Source organism: Candidatus Aalborgicola defluviihabitans (genome assembly GCF_016705985.1).
Classification (GTDB): domain Bacteria; phylum Pseudomonadota; class Gammaproteobacteria; order Burkholderiales; family Burkholderiaceae_C; genus Allorhodoferax; species Allorhodoferax defluviihabitans.
Map to the genome: position 1 here is coordinate 1 of NZ_JADJKN010000004.1, position 16,999 is coordinate 16,999.

The 16,999-nt window shown below is 48.9% G+C and carries 17 protein-coding genes and 1 pseudogene; 14 read left to right on the top strand and 4 right to left on the bottom strand.

Annotated elements, in window-relative coordinates; all coding sequences use genetic code 11:
• Positions 1 to 1,460: 1,460 nt before the first annotated feature.
• From IPI80_RS04755 to IPI80_RS04820, 14 genes and pseudogenes are all read left to right on the top strand, one after another.
• Entirely contained in the window at positions 1,461 to 1,886 is a 426-nt protein-coding gene (locus tag IPI80_RS04755) for a hypothetical protein (protein WP_413857707.1), read from the top strand.
• Positions 1,887 to 2,071: 185 nt separating this feature from the next.
• Positions 2,072 to 2,542, top strand: a complete 471-nt coding sequence (locus IPI80_RS04760) for a hypothetical protein (RefSeq protein ID WP_413857709.1) — start codon at positions 2,072 to 2,074, stop codon at positions 2,540 to 2,542.
• A gap of 60 nt (positions 2,543 to 2,602) precedes the next feature.
• Positions 2,603 to 2,872 (top strand): prepilin-type N-terminal cleavage/methylation domain-containing protein, encoded by a 270-nt coding sequence (locus tag IPI80_RS04765; protein WP_413857711.1) that lies wholly within the window; start codon positions 2,603 to 2,605, stop codon positions 2,870 to 2,872.
• 764 nt (positions 2,873 to 3,636) lie between these two features.
• On the top strand, positions 3,637 to 3,723 hold the full coding sequence (locus tag IPI80_RS04770; protein WP_413857735.1) for a hypothetical protein: 87 nt from the start codon (positions 3,637 to 3,639) through the stop codon (positions 3,721 to 3,723).
• Between the two features lie 477 nt (positions 3,724 to 4,200).
• Complete coding sequence (locus tag IPI80_RS04775) at positions 4,201 to 4,413, top strand: Wzy polymerase domain-containing protein (RefSeq protein WP_413857737.1); 213 nt, start codon at positions 4,201 to 4,203, stop codon at positions 4,411 to 4,413.
• A gap of 450 nt (positions 4,414 to 4,863) precedes the next feature.
• Positions 4,864 to 5,965 (top strand): annotated as a pseudogene (locus IPI80_RS04780) (DegT/DnrJ/EryC1/StrS family aminotransferase).
• 1 nt (position 5,966) lies between these two features.
• Positions 5,967 to 6,542: an acyltransferase gene (locus tag IPI80_RS04785; protein WP_413857713.1), complete on the top strand. Its 576-nt coding sequence runs from the start codon at positions 5,967 to 5,969 to the stop codon at positions 6,540 to 6,542.
• Between the two features lie 181 nt (positions 6,543 to 6,723).
• A complete protein-coding gene (locus IPI80_RS04790; protein WP_413857715.1) occupies positions 6,724 to 7,302 on the top strand; it encodes a hypothetical protein in 579 nt (192 codons plus the stop codon).
• A gap of 172 nt (positions 7,303 to 7,474) precedes the next feature.
• Positions 7,475 to 8,059 (top strand): hypothetical protein, encoded by a 585-nt coding sequence (locus tag IPI80_RS04795; protein ID WP_413857717.1) that lies wholly within the window; start codon positions 7,475 to 7,477, stop codon positions 8,057 to 8,059.
• Between the two features lie 137 nt (positions 8,060 to 8,196).
• On the top strand, positions 8,197 to 8,433 hold the full coding sequence (locus IPI80_RS04800) for a glycosyltransferase family 2 protein (protein WP_413857739.1): 237 nt from the start codon (positions 8,197 to 8,199) through the stop codon (positions 8,431 to 8,433).
• 779 nt (positions 8,434 to 9,212) lie between these two features.
• On the top strand, positions 9,213 to 9,848 hold the full coding sequence (locus IPI80_RS04805) for a methyltransferase domain-containing protein (RefSeq protein WP_413857719.1): 636 nt from the start codon (positions 9,213 to 9,215) through the stop codon (positions 9,846 to 9,848).
• Between the two features lie 102 nt (positions 9,849 to 9,950).
• Positions 9,951 to 10,367 (top strand): class I SAM-dependent methyltransferase, encoded by a 417-nt coding sequence (locus tag IPI80_RS04810; RefSeq protein ID WP_413857721.1) that lies wholly within the window; start codon positions 9,951 to 9,953, stop codon positions 10,365 to 10,367.
• Positions 10,368 to 10,558: 191 nt separating this feature from the next.
• Positions 10,559 to 11,347: a glycosyltransferase gene (locus tag IPI80_RS04815; RefSeq protein ID WP_413857723.1), complete on the top strand. Its 789-nt coding sequence runs from the start codon at positions 10,559 to 10,561 to the stop codon at positions 11,345 to 11,347.
• 256 nt (positions 11,348 to 11,603) lie between these two features.
• On the top strand, positions 11,604 to 12,572 hold the full coding sequence (locus IPI80_RS04820; RefSeq protein ID WP_413857725.1) for a glycosyltransferase family 4 protein: 969 nt from the start codon (positions 11,604 to 11,606) through the stop codon (positions 12,570 to 12,572).
• Between the two features lie 1,571 nt (positions 12,573 to 14,143).
• Here the strand turns inward: IPI80_RS04820 and IPI80_RS04825 are convergent.
• Genes IPI80_RS04825 through IPI80_RS04840 form a run of 4 tightly spaced genes read right to left on the bottom strand, consistent with a single transcriptional unit; the run spans position 14,144 to position 16,869 of the window.
• Entirely contained in the window at positions 14,144 to 14,440 is a 297-nt protein-coding gene (locus IPI80_RS04825; protein WP_413857727.1) for a hypothetical protein, read from the bottom strand.
• 1 nt (position 14,441) lies between these two features.
• Positions 14,442 to 15,767 carry a sugar transferase gene (locus tag IPI80_RS04830; RefSeq protein ID WP_413857729.1) on the bottom strand — a complete coding sequence of 442 codons (1,326 nt, stop codon included), beginning with the start codon at positions 15,765 to 15,767 and terminating at the stop codon, positions 14,442 to 14,444.
• A gap of 17 nt (positions 15,768 to 15,784) precedes the next feature.
• On the bottom strand, positions 15,785 to 16,360 hold the full coding sequence (locus IPI80_RS04835; protein ID WP_413857731.1) for a glycosyltransferase: 576 nt from the start codon (positions 16,358 to 16,360) through the stop codon (positions 15,785 to 15,787).
• A 47-nt stretch (positions 16,361 to 16,407) separates the two neighbouring features.
• Positions 16,408 to 16,869 carry a glycosyltransferase gene (locus tag IPI80_RS04840; RefSeq protein WP_413857733.1) on the bottom strand — a complete coding sequence of 154 codons (462 nt, stop codon included), beginning with the start codon at positions 16,867 to 16,869 and terminating at the stop codon, positions 16,408 to 16,410.
• Between the last annotated feature and the right edge of the window lie 130 nt (positions 16,870 to 16,999).

Genomic DNA, 16,999 nt, shown 5'->3' on the forward strand with positions numbered 1-16,999 from the left:
GGTTGCGTGCCGGGCAGGAGTTTGAAATGTAAGAGTACCGTCGTACCGGCAGGAACATCCGAGAAAGCATCGGGCTTAGGCCTTCTTTGAATCACAAAAGCTGCCGTCGAAAAAAAGCGGGGCATGCTTTTGAAGCCCTGTTTTACTGGCAACTGCACCAATGAGACTTCGCGCTTTCATGACACGGAAAACCTAGGAACACGTCATGCTAGAAGCCAGAGAGGATATTTGCAAGTTGCCCAATGGATCGATTGACCTTGTACTGCCGTCAATGAAGACCAATCGTCCATTGTTTCCAAGATAAAAGCGGGCCTCATAGCGGGGGTGACCTTAAGCGCCCATTTCTCCTCAGAGCATTGCCGGTTATGTTGCATTCAGCCGCAAGTTGCTAAATTTGACCGATGTCTCTATGATGATGACGCCCTCAAAGCAGGTCCATCCTGCGCTAACCTTTGAAAGTGGTGGACAAACGGTCGGGCTACCCCGCACCAGAAGCAAATGCTGGTAACACCTATTTTGGAGGGAAGCACCCTGCATGGCGTGCCGCGGGTTATGAACAACAAAGTGATGAGCCCTTTGGCGACTTGGAAGTCGATGGTGTAGCAGAACTTTTTTCAAGACACTGGCCACTGCCATCCGTCCAACGGGCCCGATGGCGTAGGATCTGCCCCGCGCAGAAGGCAATAAAATACGATCCACTGGTTGCGGTCGGACTTTGACCGACGATGAGGCTCAGCCAAGTATTCAGAACACGCGGGCAGAAGGACGGTCCGTAGAATTCCTGCTCAGGCGCAGTACAAATCAAGCCGCTTCACGTTGGCCCTTCGCTGGGCAAGTTTTTGGTGTTCCCCTATGAAGCGTTCAATCAGGTCGCATACGCTCCGAAATGTTGCACGGTGCGCTCAAGCAGGAATTCATGGTAAGGCAGGGCTGGATTCCACTGGAGGAGTCGCCCGAGGCTGGTAATCTTGTATGCATGGACCCTGAAGGGCGGTAACGTAGCTCGCAGGTTGTGCCGCAGGTCTATCCCCGTATTTTCAAAATTTGCGTGCCGGGTCACCACGCAGACCGAATTCAGAAACGCTGGCGCAGCTGTTTAGCGCCTTAGCAAACGGAACCACGGTTGACGAACTGCTCGCTGGCATGGACGGCGGGCCGGTTGACGACAGCTTCAATGACGACTCATTGAGTCCGCTGCCGATGACAATGAACTGGTCAAATTTGTCAATAAAGTGATTATCGATGCCTACAAACAAAAGGCCTCGGCATTCTCATAATGGAACCACATGCCCGGCGAGTTCAGACCGGTATTCGGTTTCGCATTGATGGCGGCTTGGTGCCGTATGCTCAGTGCCTGCGCACTTCCGCCAATAATTTCGCGCTTGAAGATCATGTGACTAGACGTTTTCAAGCGCCGCAAACCGCAAGACGGAAAGATCAAGTTCAAGAAATACGGCCCGTTGGACGTTGAACTGCGTGTAGCCCCATTCCTTCTGCAGGCGGCGTGGAAGACGTGGTCATACGGATTCTGGCCGCACGAGCCATTCCGTTGGAGAAAAGCTGGGGCTTACTCCGCACAACAAGGCGCGGCCGGAGGCTACGGTCAGCAAACCCTACGGTCTGTTTATGTATGTGGCCCAACTGGAACCGGCAAAACCACCACCTGCATTCCATTCTCAAGTTTCTCAACACCAGACACCAAAATCAGGACTGTTCCAGAGGACCCGGTCAATCACCCAGAGGTTGCGACGGGTTCAGGTCAACAAAAAGCGGGAATTGACTTCACTCATCACCGCGTGCCTTCTTGCGGGCGGACCCCGACATCATCACGGTGGAGTGGGTCGCGCGACAAAAGCAATTGTCCATGGGCGTCGAGGCATCGTTGACTGGCCACCTGGTCTTCTCTCCTTACCCAATTCGGCACCCGGGTCCATCACGCGGTTGATGGACGGGCATGGACCTTTCAATTTTGCCGATGCCTTCTTGGGTATCTTGGCTCAGCCTTACTTAAGAAATTGTGCGACTACCAAGGTTGCCTACGTGCCCGAACGCTGACGAATTTCGTCTTTTCGTGACAGAGTATTCCGAAGAGCTACGCCATTCCAAAGCCTGGCAGGCCGACCCAGAGGGCGAACGAAAAAAGCTTGTGGATAGCTGGCTCAAAACCTATGGTGAGGATGGTCACATCAAGCTCTACAAGGCGGTTGGCTGTGAGAAATGTGGAAAGACAGGCTACAAAGGCCGGGTTGGACTGGTGCTGGTGGCGGATGATGGTGTCAAAAAAACTCATTCAGGAGCGCGCACGCGTGTCAGAGTTGTTTGCGTCTGCGGTAGAGGGTGGCATGCGAACCTTAAAAATGGACGGCTTGGAGAAGATCATGATGGGGCTGACGGACTTGAAGATGGTGCGGCAGGTTTGTATCAAATAGCCGACGGTATTTGTGACAAAAATGTCAAAACAAAATACATTGCGCCAAAAATTGCCCTTACTTCATCCATTTCTGTCGAAATTGCCGTCGCTCTTTGGAAGGTTGATGCCTAGAACGCCTTGGCACGAAACCTGCTCTATCGTTCTTGTTATTTTTTCGGCAAGGAGTTTCAAATGAAGCGCTATATGCAAAAGGGTTTTACCCTGATCGAATTGATGATCGTTGTGGCGATCATCGGTACCTGGCTGCGGTGGCTTTGCCTGCTGTACAAGACTACACCATCCGTGCCAAAAACTCGGAAGTCATTCTGGCGGCGTCCGGTTGCCGTACTTCCATCACAGAGACTATCCAGTCGTCATCCGTTTCCTTGCCAGGCGCTAATGCTTGGGCTTGCGAGTCGTCTGTTCCTACTTCGCGGTAATAAGAAAGTCTATTGCCACTGATGGCACAGGTAAATCACGGTGGTCAGCCAAAATATTAAAAACACCGGAAACCCTGTAGTAACAGGCGGAACTGTAGAGCTGACCCCGTCCAAAGACTCCACCGGTGCTGCATTCGCTAGCACGGATGTGAGCCTTACTGTTTACAAATGGATCTGCGGACCAGGTGCCACCAATGGCATTACACCAAAATACTTGCCTGGTTCTTGCCGCGGCAACTAAGCCATTCAATGGTTTTTTGAACGCCCCATTTGGGGCGTTTTTTTTGCGTATTTACTTATGTACTTGTCAGGCTTTTTGCTGCTGTTTGCCAGTTGGATGCAGCCACTTCACATATTGCCTTGGGTCAGTTGGCATGGTGAGTATTGGCGTTTTAGCTGCGTTGTGCTTTGCTTGGGCGTTGGGTTTTCTCCCAGGCAAGAAAGGGCAACCTCTACCGTTTCACTCCCCGGTTGCTGCAAGGCCTTTGCTCTGGCTGTGCGTGCTGATTGGCGTGCAGTGGGGCATTGGGTTGATTCCGTTTATCGGGGATGTGCTTGTCGACTGGGCCTATTTGCTATTGTGCATCGCATGCTTGGTTTGGGGGTATTACAGTAGTCGAGACAAATCTGGCTTGGTTGCCAGGAATGGCAGCTGTCTGTTGGCAGGTGCATTGGTCTCAGCAGTTATAGCGTTGCTCAAAGCGTTGGAACTATCAGCGAATTTGCCTGGATTAACGGTATGCCCAGTGTGCGGCGGCCGGTGCAAATCTGGGGCAACCCAATCAATTGGCTACATTGCTTCTGATAGGCATCGCCAGTCTGCTCCTCTTGCTGGAATCCAAGAAACTCCGGAGGCCATTGCAGCATCGTTGATGGCGCTCGTGTTGATTATCAGTTTAGCAACCACAGAATCGCGTGCGGGTGTACTGGGCTTTCTGGTCTTGAGCGTCTGGTGGTTTGCAAGCGCAAAACTATCGCAGCCCAACTGAAACCTTGGGTGAGTCGTACTGGTTGGGGCGTATTTTGTATCTATTGGTACTGGCCGGTTTGGATGGGCAGTTTTATCAATTGCCAGGGCGTTGCGATGCCGGCAAAACCCAGTGCCTTTAATCGCTGGTCTATTTGGCTGCAGCTTCTGCAGGCCATGCTATTACACCCATGGCTGGGTGGGGGTTGAGCAAGTGTCAACTACCCACAATGCAGTCGTTGATGCATACAGTGTTTAGCCGAGGCCTATACGTATGCAATATTTTGCTGGATCTTGCGCTGGGCATTGGACTGCCATTGACCATATTGATTGTGCTTATGACGGGGGCGTGGTTGTGGCGTCGTCTTCGTGCAATCGGCGACATGGTGTCTTGGTATTGTCTGGCGGTGGTTGTCCCCGTAGCCGTCCATTCGATGGTGGAATTTCCGTTCGCATACGCATATTTTTTGGTGCCAGTTATGTTTGCATTGGGCGCGCTGGATGGACATTTAGGCTGGCCCCCTAAAGTGGGGCATCAAACCGGTAGCGATCGGGCTTGCCATCAGAACCACCCTGTTGGTTTGGTCCGCATTTGAATATCGGGCGGTCGAGGAGGACTTCCGGGTCGTTCGTTTTGGGGGCGGTACGCGTGGGCCAAACGCCACAAGATTACGAGAGACCAACCGTTCATTTGCTATCCCAGCTCGATGCGTTGCTTTATGGCGGCCGCGTGACCCCACGACCAGGCATGCCTGAGCAGGAAATTGAATTGGTAAAGATGGTTGCGTTACGGTACCCTTGGCCTGCTACACAAAATCGTTACGCATTGGCGTTGGCGCAGATGGCAATCCGGCAGGGCAGCCCGCCAACTCCGGGTAATGCGTGCACGCACGGTGCTAAGGCCTATGCAAAGATTAAGAGCAGATTGGACTGAGCTTGCTACGAAAAGTACCCCAAACTAACGCCGTTGAACTACCCTGATTTAATCGACCGCTCGCACAAGTGAAAATATACGCAAGATAGCGAACCTGTAGTCTACAAACACCATGTCAGATCATATCTATGTGACGCAGCCCTATTTGCCGCCTTTGGAAGAATTCATCCCGTACTTGCAGCAGATATGGGACAGAAAAGTTCTAACCAATAACGGTCCGTTCCATCATCAATTGGAGCAGGCGCTATGTGCCTATCTCGGTGTAAAACACCTAGCCTTGTTTACCAATGGAACAATTGCTGCTAACTGCTCTGCAAGCGTTACGTATAACGGGAGAGGTTATTACGACCCCGTATTCGTTTGTTGCAACATCCCATTCCCTGCTGTGGAACGGAATTAAGCCCATATTTGTGGACGTTGATGCAAACACACTCAACCTCAGTCCCGAGAAAATTGAATCGGCAATCACGCCACAAACTAGCGCCATCATGCCTGTGCACTGCTATGGAAATCCATGTGACGTGGTTGCTATCGAGAAGATTGCGAATAACTACAATTTAAAAGTAATCTACGATGCAGCACATGCCTTTGGGGTGGAAGATGCCGGGGTAGCGTGCTTCGCCTGGGGACTTATCTATTCTTAGTTTTCATGCAACCAAGGTTTTCAATACATTCGAAGGAGGGGCCATTGTCTGTCCTGATGCCAAAACCAAGTTACACATAGATCACCTCAAGAATTTTGGTTTTGTAGATGAAACGACTGTTGTTGCTTCAGGTATAAACGGCAAAATGAGCGAAATCAACGCCGCATTTGGTCTGCTACAGTTGAAATATATAGACGAAGCGTTGAAAATGCGTAAAGCAATTGATACAACGTACCGTCGGCTATTCGCAGGTCTGAGGGGTGTTCACTGCCTAGGCGATGGAGGACAAAAAATAGCAAACTATGCATACTTTCCAATTCTGATCCAAGCCGACTACCCACTCAACCGCGATGAGCTATACCATAAGTTAAAAGAGCATGGAGTCTACGCGCGACGCTACTTCTACCCCCTAATCACGGATTTTCCGATGTACCGGGGTATACCTTCAGCGCAGCGAAATAATCTACCCGTAGCAGCGGATGCCGCAGAAAAGTGCTTTGCCTGCCTATATATCCAACCTTAACTATATCGGACCAGCAACGAGTAGCCGAACTTATCGCGAGAATATAAGATGGCAGCACTGACACGTGAGTTAGTCGAAAAAATGGGATTCTGCTCACTGGGAGAAAACGTTAATATTTCAGACAAGGCTTCGTTCTATGGCGCCGCACGAATTTCCCTAGGCAATAACGTTCGAATTGACGACTACTGCACGCTGTCTGCAGGAGATGGCGGAATCAATATTGGGAACTATGTCCATATATCAGTTTATGCGTCGCTAATCGGGGCAGAGAAGATTACGCTCTCAGATTTTAGTGGGCTCTCGGCGCGAGTCTCAATTTACTCTAGTAGTGACGACTATTCTGGCTCGTTCATGACCAATCCCACAGTACCAAACATATATACGGGTGCCAAGCATTTGCAGGTGCGCATTGGCAAACACGTCATCGTTGGTAGCGGCTGTGTCATCCTGCCTGGGGTCACCTTGGAAGATGGAGTAGCAGTAGGTGCACTGAGTTTGGTGACTAAAAGTTGCAAAGAATTCGGAATTTACGCTGGTAATCCTGCTCGCCGTATCGCGGAACGGAAGAGGGACTTATTGGTACTGGAACAGCAATTAATCGTGTGCAAGGTAACGACAGGCTAAGTTGCAAGATGTCTTTCAAACACAGCATCATTGCCAATTACTTAAGTCAAATATATGTTTCTTTGATAGGTATAGTCATGGCACCCATGTACCTCCACTACATGGGAATTGGGGCGTATGGATTGGTCGGTTTTACGCGGCGATTCAAATCTGGTTTGGCCTTCTTGACATGGGGTTGAGCTTGACATTAGTGCGTGAGACAGCGCGTTTCAGAGCCAAAGCGCTCAACGTTTTGACATATCGCCGCTTGGTGTTTGCGCTGGAATTGATCTTCGTAGGTGTGGGTGCGTTTGGCGGACTATTTCTTTATTCCAATTCGTCTAGACTTGCATTGTCCTGGCTAAACATTGAAAGTCTAAACGCCGACACGGTCACAACCTGTTTGCAAATGATCAGCGGAATTGTCGTAATGCGATGGATGTCTGGGTTTTATCGCAGCGTATTAACTGGGATGGAGGAATTTATATGGCTAAGCGTATTTAGTACAATAATCGCTTCTCTACGATTCATCGGAGTTATCCCAATATTCATAATCTTCGACGGATCGCTTAAGATTTTTTTTTACTTTCAGTGTGTTGTTGGAATAATAGAATTAATGGGATTCTATTTCAAATCTCGTGAAATGCTGCCACCCCTGATAAATAACGAGCATGTAAGTTGGTCGCCAGAAGTTTTGTTAGTGTCAGTGAAGCAGCTTCTTGGATTCTCAATTACTATTTCGCTTGCCGCTATCATGGGCAATGATGACGCAGTTGGATAAGTTGCTGCTGTCTTGGCGGCTACCATTAACCCAATATGGTGTTTTCATATTGGCAGCAATGGCGCCAGTGGTGTACCCCTAGTCGTTGGACCATTGAGCAATGCACTACTTCCTAGGCTCGCAAGGCTTCACGCGCAGGAGATCGTGAGAACTGATGCTTTTATATGAAAAAATGACACAGGTAGTAGCCATGCTAGTGGCACCTCTTTGTTATTTGCTTTCTAGTTTTTCATGGAAGATTATGTTTGTATGGACCGGAGACCGCCTTGTGGCAACACAGGGAGGCGCATTGATGAGCTTATATGCACTGGGAAATGGATTGTTGGCTTTAGCGGCATTTCCATACTATTTGCAGTATGCCAATGGTAAGTTAAAATTGCATCTTATTGGTAGCGTGATATTTCTGATCGTCTATGTACCAATGCTGTTGGCTATGATCAAGTACCTTGGTGCAATTGGTGCCGGATACGCTTGGTTTTTGACAAATTTGGTCTATTTTCTGTTTTGGCTACCAGTGGTTCACAGGAGCTTAGCTAAAGGCCTGCATATGCGATGGTTGGCAAGGGATATCGTCACTCCGGCAAAGTACTCGCTAATTTTTCTATTTTTATTTGAAAATAGTATGACAGAATTCAACCTTTGGCCGAACGGGCGCAGTTCAATTTTAATAATACTAGTATTTGTTGGAACGATTTCCATAATGTTGAATTTTTTAAGTCAGCCATATTTCAGATATATAGCCAAGAGCTGGGTTTGAGAAAATGTCAAAATCGCGCAGCGAAATAGATGAATTGGCCAAAAGTTTCCAGTTTGCATTTCAACATACAACCATGAGATGTATATTCGGAACTGTGTTGCAAGTGTTCTTGCGCAGGAATTAGAAGGGATGTTGAAATTATTGTTGGCAATGACCATTCCATAGACGGCACAACTCAAATCATTAACGAACTCGAAGCTAAATATCCAGGACGAATCCGCCATGTTTGTAGGGAGAAGAACATTGGTGCATGTGAAAATTTGAAACAAATGGTCATAGAAGCACAGGGAGAATTCATTGCGCACTTAGATGGCGATGATTTTTGGGGTCAGGAAACTTCAAGCGCAGCTAAACCATTTTTACGCCTATCCTGATTGTGTCGCTTGCTTTACCAACGCGTGGACCATCGAAGCGGACTACAGGCCTATTGGAGTATTCAACAACACCCTTCCAAACGAATTCGATTTACGATTCTTGCTGTTAAAAGGAAACTTTCTAAATCATAGCTCACTAGTTTACTATTCTAAGTACAAACGGTGTATTTTAGATTGCCCCCAGTTTTTTATTGATTACCATGTATCTGTCAACCTGGCAATGTTAGGGCATCTTGGTTATATTAATGCTCCATATGTGACCTATCGACATAATTCTAGTCAATCGATGATTCGAAATGAGAATCAAAAAGTCAGAGCTCTCTATCTAAATGTTTTAAGTTATGCTTTTAGAAACAATGATTTGAATGATATATATGAGGTTGTTTATCAAGATCTATGGGCTCGAATTGTGAAAGACAGCATAGGACTGAAGAGTGTGCGGTTTTTGGCATATTGGTTTAGGAGACTATACGTGGAGATAAACCGAAAGCGAATAAAAATATTTGTCGTCGGCTTCTTTTTGGGTTTAGCAAAAGCAAATGTTGGGGTTTTTCGAAGACTTTGTAGGGCTTTGAAATTGTGTAATGGCTTAAGAGTCGCTCATGATCGGTAAGTTTCAAATCCGATCGTTGAGAGTGATTTTTGCACGTATACGAATTAAATTGGCGCAAAATATTGCAGCATGCATCCCGTTTGGATCGAGGTTCTGTTGCTACTGTAAGAAGTCGTCACCGTACTTTTTGCCATACAAATCGGGCACCAAAGGAATGCCTACTCTGATGCAGAACTTAAACGTGATTGGAAGCGATGTAGATAATCATACATGCCCAAAATGTGGCAGTCACGATAGGGAGAGACACCTCAAGCTATACTTAAACGCATCACTTTTAGGTGCAATTGTAAGGGGGAAAAAGGTTTTACATTTTGCGCCAGAGTCAAAGTTTTCGAAGCATATACAAATGGCCGAACCTAAGCTCTACATACAGGCAGATTTATATCCAATTTCTAAGGATGTATTGTGTGTAGATTTGATGTCTACAACATTTGAAGATGCTACATTTAATTTGGTAATTGCCAACCATGTATTGGAGCATGTTTCTAATGTTAGTACAGCGTTGAATGAAATCCACCGTATACTGACTGTAAATGGGTTCGCCTTGCTTCAAGTGCCCTACAGTACGGTGCTAACAAAAACATTTGAGGATGAAGGAATAGTCACGCCGGAAGCGAGGCTCCAAGCTTACGGGCAGGAGGACCATGTTCGACTCTTTGGTCGGGACATTATTCATTTCATAGAATCTTTTGGCTTTGAGGCAAAAGTCCGAAGGCACCAGGATAATTTGATTGACTGTGACGCATCACTTCATGGTGTTAATATGCATGAACCACTGTTTTTATTTAAGGCTATAAAATAGTTTTCATTATACGAAAATACGTGAATTGGGTTGAATTTTATATCGTATTTTTTTGTAGCCTGCCGTCATTAATTCCAATTTATTAGTAGTTGTTTGCTTAAAATGATAATTGACGTAAACAATATTATTAAAAATATGGGCAATAGCCCATCTCCAGTTGTGTTGGATATAGGGTGTGGTCCGAGAAAGAAAGACATTGCTAGCATTGGTATAGATGTGCTGCAATTTCCAGGCGTTGATATCGTGGGTGATGTGCATGAGGTACTTGCATTACTACCAGATGGTTCGGTTGATCGTATTTACTCCAGTCATTTTATGGAGCATCTGATCGAATTGGGAGCACTTATTAGAGAACTGGAGCGTGTCCTGAAGCCCGGAGGCGAGTTAAGAGTCATTGTTCCCCATTTTTCCAATCCCTATTTCTATTCGGATCCAACGCATAAAACACCTTTCGGCTTGTACACTTTTTGCTACTTTGCGGAATGTGATTTGTTCTCCCGGAAGGTGCCAAGTTACTGACATAAAGCGGTCTTGAAATTGGAGAAAGTGTCTTTGCTATTTAAATCTTCGCCCCCCTTCTATGTGCGGTATGGTTTCAAAAGAGTAGCCCAGTGGTTCGTTAATCTGTTTACATATAACCAAGAGTTTTATGAAGATATGTTGACGGGCATTATTTCTTGCTACGAAATAGATTTTCTATTGGTTAAGAAGTGAGCATTGCAGTTTCTATTGTTATCGTGAATTGGAATACTGGGGACATGCTTAGGGAGTGTTGCCAGTCGATCGTAAGTTCGGATATGACAGGTATTGTGCTGAAAGAAGTCATCGTTGTGGATAACGCTTCCACAGATGGCTCTGCCCAAGGTCTGGCCCATATCGGATTACCGCTGCATTTGGTGGCCAATGACGGCAACAGAGGTTTTGGTGTTGCGTGCAATCAGGGAGCTGCGTTGGCCACGGGAGAATTCATTTTGTTTTTGAATCCCGATGTCCGTTTGTACAAAAGAACGCGCGCCAGTACACTAGACTTTATGTCATCAACGTCCAGCGCCGACATTGGGATTTGTGGTGTTCGGTTAGAAGACCAGCGTGGAAAATATACGACAAGCTTTGCTAGTTTTCCCAGCGTATGGACCATTCTTAAGCTTGCGGTAGGTCTCTCATCGTTGCAAATAGCTGAGTTACCGAGTGGAGTTGCGCAGTCAGATACCGTGGTCGAGGTCGATCAGGTCATCGGGGCGTATTTCCTGGTCCGTTCCGGAGTGTTTCATGAGCTGGAGGGCTTCGACGAGCGTTTTTTGTCTATTTTGAAGAAGTCGACTTTTCTTTGCTTGCGCGGCTGGCTGGCTGGCGCAGTGTGTGCCTTGCGGATGTTGGTGCGTTTCCTTTTGGTGTTGGATCTTCCCAACAGGTTAAATCGTTACGACTGTTCTATTCACTTCGCAGCCGACTTCAGTACGCAGCCAAACACTTTTCCGTTGCAGGTTTTATCTGTGTGATGTTTGTGACCTTATTTTTGGAATTAGTCTCGCGTTCAGTGCTAGCTTTCGTGAGAGGCTCAAAAAAGCAAGTGATAGAGACCTGGGTCGCTTATGGACTGTTGTTGCGCTGGATACTTCAATGGTTTTTGAGGGGCACCGGTCTGTGAGTAGGGTGCGTATATTACTGCTGGCGAAGTACGGACGAATGGGCGCCTCAACGCGCCTGCGTTCCTTACAGTATTTGCCGGCGTTTCAAAGAGCAGGGGTAGAGGTCGTGACGCAGTCATTGTTGTCCGATGCCGCTTTGCTTTCCCGATATCAGCAGGGTTTTTACCGCGTCACTACGGTGTTGAAAGCATATTCTGAACGAACGCTAGCATTGTTGGGACGACGCAATTTCAGTTTGCTTTGGATAGAGAAAGAATCCTTGCCTTGGTGGCCGCTATGGATTGAGCGTTTGCTCTTGCGCGGGGTGCCTTATGTACTGGACTACGACGATGCTGATTTTCATTACTACGATGAGCATAGATGGGAATGGGTACGGCAGATTTTCGGACGTCGGTTGGATGGCTTAATGGCAGAAGCGGCTTTGGTCATTGCGGGAAACGACTACCTAGCGCGCCGTGCCCGTGACGCCGGGGCGCGTTGGGTAGAGGTTGTTCCTACTGTCATTGATTTGTTGCGTTATCCATTTACAGCACGTTACTATGACCCACACAATGGCTTACCTCGTATCGTTTGGATTGGTTCCCCGTGTACTGCTCATTATTTGGATGCTCTGCGAGAGCCATTAGGGCGTCTTGCTTCACAGATACCTTTTGTACTTCGCGTAATTGGTTCTGGAACTTTTGAAATGGCAGGTGTTCAGGTGGAGGTGGTGAGTTGGAATGAGGATACCGAAGCGCAGTGCATTCATGAGTGTGACGTCGGCGTTATGCCCTTGTTAGATGGGCCATTTGAAAAGGGCAAATGCGGCTACAAATTGATCCAATACATGGGGTGTGGATTGCCCGTGGTGGCATCTAAGGTTGGCGCAAATATGGAGATCGTTCAAGAGGGGGTGACTGGCTTTTTGGTTCGCACTCCCGACGAGTGGCATGAGTCATTGGCAAAACTATTGGATGACCGTGCCTTAAGATCTCAAATGGGGGCGGCAGGGCGTCTTCAAGTCGAGAAACATTTTTGTTTGCAGCAAACTGGGCCGCAGCTTGTTAACTTGCTTTGTAACGCCGCACAAGCTTAGAGACTACGGTGCCATCGCCGAAAGATGGTCGCAGTATTGGGATTGGGTCATGCAAATTATCTTGTTTTGAGCGCGTAAGCGGGCGACCTCTTCAAGCACTGTCCGTAAGTTCAGCAAAGTTTCAGGTGCGGTAGCGATGTTTTCTGGATGTGTCCAGAAGTGTGCAACTCCACAGGAACGCGCTGCGTCTTCCAGGATGTGACGCACACGTAGACGTGTACAGCCCAGGGGCACGCTTCGCCTTAGTCCTGATAGCCAATTGATGAAGTAACCAGCCGGGATAGATTGGGGGGCCACTATTGATGGATTTTTCTCCGCCGCAGCGGAAAATGGCTCAATTCGCTCATTAGGGATAATACGCGCGACCGTTCGGATGGCGCTAGACGATACCCCCCTAAAACCTGCGCGACAGAAGCTCCAAGTGCCGCACCCTGTTACGCGGAAAGACGAATGTGTGATTTTCTGTTAGTGAAACAAGTGCCAATTCAAACTTCGCTTGTTCCTCGTCCATGGAGTCCCATGGCGTGTGTGTAACGCCGTGACAAGCAATCTCATGGCGGGATGTCACCATATCCCTTGCCCACGGCGCAGACCAACCTTCAAACAATCCCAGTTTGAAATCATTAAATGCACTTACGGTATATGGCAGGCGGTATGAAATTTCCTCGCCCGGAAGGCTCGGAGTTGAATTGGGGCAATGTAAAAAGACTGGTAAATGCGAACGTAGCACTCAGCCCAAATTGGTCAAGCAATGCCACAACCGAAGCGTAGGCCACACGCAAGCGAGCATCGCTTAGAAACTCGCGGTGGGATTCATTGAGCTGGTCTGCAATGCCCCACTTACCTTCGCAGTCAAGTGACAGTATGAAAATACCAGGCATCACACAGTGTCCGAATCCAAGTAGCTGATATACCACTTCAACTTTTCGGCGATTGTTGATGAAACGCAATGTATTGGGCGCGCCCCGAAATTAACAACGATAGGTCTGAGGCCTACAGGAAAAGGGAAAAACCCAGCCTTGCGGTATGCGCGGTAGTTCGGAGAACCCGGCAGGCACCATGCCAACGCCACGTCAGCTCCCCGAGTTTGCATTTGCCTAAGAGTAGTCCCAATCAGTGCCGCAAGCGTTGCTTCATCTCCGATTGCTTCCATCACATAACCTACGGAACCTGCATGTTTGAGGGAGCGTTGACGCAACAAATGAACCGTCCACTGCGCGTTGGGTGTCATAATTTTCCGTTGGGTGATCCATCAGTCGCCAATTCAGAAAATCCGCATCCCGTTGAACTGAGCAGAAATTGGAAGAAGAAAACTTCATCCAAGTCTCCGTGTCTTGTTGAGTAAAACGGGTTATCCGTTCCGTCGACACATGGATTTGAGACAGTAGAGGGATGCGAAAATCTGGCGCGATTCCGACAAAACGTTTCAAGAAATAACCCGTTCGCAAAGGGCGGATTAACATCGGAACGGCGCCGAAATTTGTCCATCCCAACTTTCCAAAGAATCCGGGGCAGAGTTGCTGTTGGGAAAACCGTAAACCAACTCAGCATTACATTGGTCGTAAAAAGTCTCAACTAACCGACCAAACACGCCTTGCCCTCTGACGTCCGGACTTACAACGGTATCCATGGACTGGTAACCCGCGAAGAAAACCATCGACTTGAAACATGTTTGCCATAAAGGCATTGATGCCCACAATTCTTCCATCTTTCGTCGCCGAAGCAATCATCCCCAAACCTTTTGGGTTGTTAGCAAATTTCCACTCCAGTTTGCCCAGCGCAACTTCCTTCTGCTGCTGGGTCAGCAGGTCAAGATAGGCATCTCGCACTGTTTCAGAGAATGGAATCAGGTTGTATTGAATAGACATACTACCGAGCCCCAAACCCATTTAGTACGATCCGAACAGTCTTGTAGAAAATCAGCAAGTCCAACGCCATGGAGTAGTGGGCAACGTCATGCAAGTCATAGCTGAGCTTAACAGCCGCACCTCTTCGCTGTCGGCGTACCCCTGCTGTATTTGGAGCCCACCCAGTCAAACCGGACGCACCAAATGGCGGTACGTATAGGGCCGGAATGCGGGTAGCAAAGGCGTCCACAAACGTCAATTGTTCGGGGCGTGGACCAATCAGGCTCCCATATGGCCTGCAAGACGTTGTACAACGCGGCAACTCGTCCAAGCGCCAGCGCCGTATGAAGCGACCTACACCTGTGATGCGTGCGTCATTCGTCTGTGCAAACTGGGCTTCAGACTCCTGCGCCTGGTGGCGCATGCTGCGAAATTTCCAGAGCCGAAATGGATGTCCGTTCTGCCCAACGCGCATTTGGGAGTACAGCGCCGGTCCTGCGGAATTCAGGCGCACGGCTAAGCCCACCAAAAAACAAATTCCAAGCCACACTGGCGCGGTTGCCAGCACCATCAGCACATCCATTGCGCGCTTGGCCACGTCATAGGCGGGGTTGCCGTCGAGCTCCCAAAGTTCGTCTTGCTCGCTGGGCAGCATTTTGCGGCCACTGAGTAATTCGGCAACGGTCTCCACGCTGTACAGCCGCATGTGGCCGAGTTTGAGCCTGCCTAACAATCGGCTGCGCTCGGGGTTGGCCGCAACCCGACGGTCCAGCACGACGCCGTCAAAGGCCTCAAGCACCGAGGCTTCTACGGGATCGGTCGGTATCGGATGCAGTTCAATGTCCCGACTATTAAGCCCTCCGCTCCCGCACCAAGTCTTAAGTTGTTCGGCGATGCCAGAATCCAGGCAAACCAGGCGCTGTGCACGAATGCGTTTGCGTAACCGGTCTCCCACCACAAACCATGCGGTACTCAAAACATAGACCAGTAATACAGCGCCCCGTGAATAGGGTTCTTGAAACAGCGCAAACCCCAACATCAGCAATAGAAAAGGCATCACTGTTGTAACTAGCAGCATACTAGTGCGCTCGGCAGCCGGCAGGCTTGCCCCGCGGTAAATCCAGTGCGCGCACAGCAGGTAGGGCAATGTGCACCACAGCACTGTTTGCGCAAATTGCGGTGTCGCCCATTCCAGCCACATCAGCCCCCGGGCAATGGCGTAGCTCAGCACCAGCGTGATGCAGCCCGCAAAAGACCATCCCAGTTGGGCATTTTGTCGCCGCGCAACAGACGAGGCCATCTTGCCGCGATCAGTGTGTGTTGTTGTTTTGGTGGGTGCCGTGTGCATAGGTTGTGGCAAGTTCATCACACTGTACCAAGCATGGCACGGTACCGCTGCGCCAAAGCCATCGCCATTTGCTTGTCACCAAAGCTTGACAGGTAGCGTTCGCGGCTTGCTTGCCCCATGCGGACTCTGAGTACCGTGTCGCTTTGCAAACGGTCAAGGCAATTGGAAAGTGCTGGTTGATTGCCCGCCGGTACCAGGAATCCGTTGACACCATCTTCAACCAACTCGCGTACGCCGCCCACGTCCGTAGCAATAATGGGCAGGCCAGCGCACATGGCCTCGATGATCGAAAGTGGCAGGCCCTCGTATCGGGAACACAGCACAAATATTCCCGCTTGTGCCAGCAGTTGCGGTACCTGGTCGCTTAAGCCAAGGCAGTCGACTTGTGCGTGCTTGGTTGGCGCTCCAGCCAGAACACGGGCATGAAATTTGGGTGAGTCAGTATCTTCGCCAACTAGCACCAATCTAAAGGAAGTGCGGCAATCTTCAAACGCCTTCAGTAGCATGTCATGGTCTTTCGCGTGACAAGCGCGTGCAGCCATGACGACTGTAATACTACTCCCAACCTTCGCGCGGTAACCGTGATCCGGCATACCGTTATGGACAGTCAGGCACCGATCTGGCCGAATTTTCAGTCTATCTATTCCAACCTGCTGGTCAGCGTTGGAAACAAATAGGTAAGCCGTACCGCAATGTGTGAAAAAGCCCGTTCCACCCAGTACACCAGCGTGCTCTGAAGTGCTGTACGACCCTCCCCAAAACCCCAGCCGTGGACCGTATAGAGGCAAGGCAAGCGCTGGAGATACCCAGCCATACGGGCAATCATGCCTGCCTTGCTGCTATGGGCATGAAGCAGGTCAGGGCGTTCTGATCGGACAATTTTCAGGAAAGCCAGAAGACAGAGAAAATCCCGAATCGGGTTGATGCTGCTTCTGAGTGTGGGTAATACCACGCTTGGGACCCCTTGTGCCAACAGCGCTTGCCGAACTGGCCCTTCCTCTCCCAAAACAACGAAAAAATCAAAGCTTGTCTGCAATGCAGTGACCAGTGTCAGCACGTGGATGGGTGCACCAGCCAAATCTGCGTTGGTGGATGCAATCATTATCTTCTAGCGAACAGCAGGCAATTGGCTTTCCATCACTCCAATGGTAAAGCCATTGCGGTGAAAATACCCGATTTGACCAAAGCGTTGAAGCGGCTCTTTCTTTGCAGTGAATCGTCTCATGTTCCTA